This window comes from Streptomyces sp. MB09-02B, assembly GCF_033794485.1.
Lineage (GTDB): Bacteria > Actinomycetota > Actinomycetes > Streptomycetales > Streptomycetaceae > Streptomyces.
Window position 1 is genome coordinate 1 of record NZ_JARGEE010000750.1, and the last position, 2,257, is coordinate 2,257.

The window sequence follows — 2,257 nt, forward strand, 5'->3', positions numbered from 1 at the left end:
TGGCCGGCCCGTTCGCCCGCAGCGTCCGCCCCCCGCACCGCACCCGCACCGCACCTTCCCCCCGCGCCGTGGTCCTGGCCGCCGCGGACCCCGCGAACGCCTACGGTGCCGCTCTCGCCTGGCCCGAGCCGCCCACCGAGGCCGGACACAAACCGGGCCGCAAGGCGGGCTCCCTGGTCGTCCTGGTCGACGGGGAGCTGACCCTCTACATGGAGCGCGGCGGCAAGACCCTCCTGGCCTGGCCCGCCGACCCCGACGCCAGACCCCTGGACGACCCCCGCCTGGGCCCGGCCGCCGAAGCCCTCTCCGCGGCGGCCCGCGCGGGCTCGCTGGGCACGGTCACGGTGGAGCGCGTGAACGGCACCTCCGCCCTGACCTCCCCCCACGGCCCCCTCCTGGAAGGAGCAGGCTTCATCGCGACCCCACGCGGCTTGCGCATCCGAGCGTGAGCGAAGAGCACCCCCTCGCACCCGCACCACGAGGCCACCCGCACCACAAGGGGCGCCCCCGAGCTACCGGCCACCAAGCACCCGCTCCCCCCGACGTGCCACCCTTGACCCATGCCCGAAGGCGACACCGTCTGGCAGACGGCGAGACGACTCCACACCGCCCTCGCCGGCAAGGTCCTGTCCCGCTCCGACCTGAGGGTCCCGAAGTTCGCCACGGCCGACCTCACCGGCCGCACCGTCCTGGACGTCACCCCCCGGGGCAAGCACCTCCTCACCCGTATCGAAGGCGGCCTGACCCTCCACTCCCACCTGCGGATGGACGGCTCCTGGAAGGTGTACGCCAACGGCGAGCGCTGGCGCGGCGGCCCGGCGCACCAGATCCGCGCCATCCTGGGCACCCTGGACCGCACGGCCGTCGGCTACCGCCTCCCCGTGCTGGAGCTGATCCGCACCGTCGACGAACCCCGCGCCGTCGGCCACCTCGGCCCCGATCTGCTCGGCCCGGACTGGGACCCCGACCGCGCCCTCACCAACCTCCTGAGCGACCCCGCGCGCCCCCTCGGCGAGGCCCTGCTGGACCAGCGCAATCTCGCCGGCATCGGCAACGTCTACAAGAGCGAGCTCTGCTTCCTGCTCCGGGTCACCCCCTGGCTCCCCGTCGGCGCCCTGCCGGAGGACCTCGCCGCCCGGTTGCCCGGCCTGGCCAGGAGGCTGCTCGAAGCCAACCGCGACCGCCCGATCCGCAGCACGACGGGCCACCGCCACCACGACCTGTTCGTGTACGGCCGGGCCCCCCGCCCGTGCCTGCGCTGCCAGACCCCCGTCCGCGTGGCCGACCAGGGCGACGGCTCCCGGGAGCGCCCCACCTACTGGTGCCCCACCTGTCAGACCGGCCCCGTGCCGTCCGCCGGCAGCGCCGGAGCACGCCGCCCGAACCCCCGCGCCTCCGGCGGAACTCCAGGCCGCACAGCTAATTGACGGACCGTCAGAAAGGCTCGTACCGTCGCCTCATGCCCATCCCGGCGTACGACCTCACCGGCCGCACCGCGTTCGTCACCGGCGCCGGCAGCGGCATCGGCCGCGCCTCGGCGGTACTGCTCGCCGAGGCGGGCGCCACGGTGCACTGCGCGGACCGCGACGCGCAGGGGCTGCACGAGACGGCCACCCTGATCAAGTCCAGGAACGGCACCGCCCACGTCCACCACCTCGACGTCACCGACCGCGCCCAGCTCGCTCGGGCCGTCGCCGCCTGCGAGCGGCTCCACGTCATGGCGGCGATCGCCGGCATCATGCACAGCAGCCCGGTGCTGGAGACCCGCGACGAGGACCTCGAGCGGGTGTGGAGCGTCAACTTCAAGGGCGTGCTGCACGCCTGCCAGGAAGCGGCCCGCCGGATGATCACCGACGAGACGCGGGGCAGCATCGTCACCATGGCCTCCGGCGCCGTCGACACCGGCGGTCCGGGCCTCCTCTGCTACGGCGTGACCAAGGCCGCGGTGGTCCAGCTGACGAAGACCCTGGCGACCGAGGTCGGCCCGCACGGCATCCGCGTCAACGCCGTCGCGCCGGGCTGGATCCGAACCCCCATGACCGACCGCCACGACGGCGAGGCACAGGCGCGGACCGAGTCCCTCATGGCCCGGCTGTCACCGCTGAGCCGGGTCGGCGAACCCGATGACATCGCGCATGCCGTGCTGCACCTCGCCTCCGACGCCTCGGCGTTCACGACGGGCCAGATCCTCCGCCCGAACGGCGGGGTGGCCATGCCCTGGTGACCACGGCCCCCACCGCGCCCCCCAGAACAGGAC

The 2,257-nt window shown here is 74.4% G+C and carries 2 protein-coding genes and 1 pseudogene; all 3 read left to right on the forward strand.

Annotation, left to right across the window (positions count from 1 at the left end):
• Positions 1-449, forward strand: a pseudogene (locus tag P1P70_RS43630) (DEAD/DEAH box helicase); the annotation flags it as partial.
• A gap of 111 nt (positions 450-560) precedes the next feature.
• A complete protein-coding gene (locus P1P70_RS43635; RefSeq protein ID WP_319247916.1) occupies positions 561-1,427 on the forward strand; it encodes an Fpg/Nei family DNA glycosylase in 867 nt (288 codons plus the stop codon).
• Positions 1,428-1,459: 32 nt separating this feature from the next.
• A complete protein-coding gene (locus P1P70_RS43640) occupies positions 1,460-2,224 on the forward strand; it encodes an SDR family oxidoreductase (protein WP_319247918.1) in 765 nt (254 codons plus the stop codon).
• Positions 2,225-2,257: the final 33 nt, after the last annotated feature.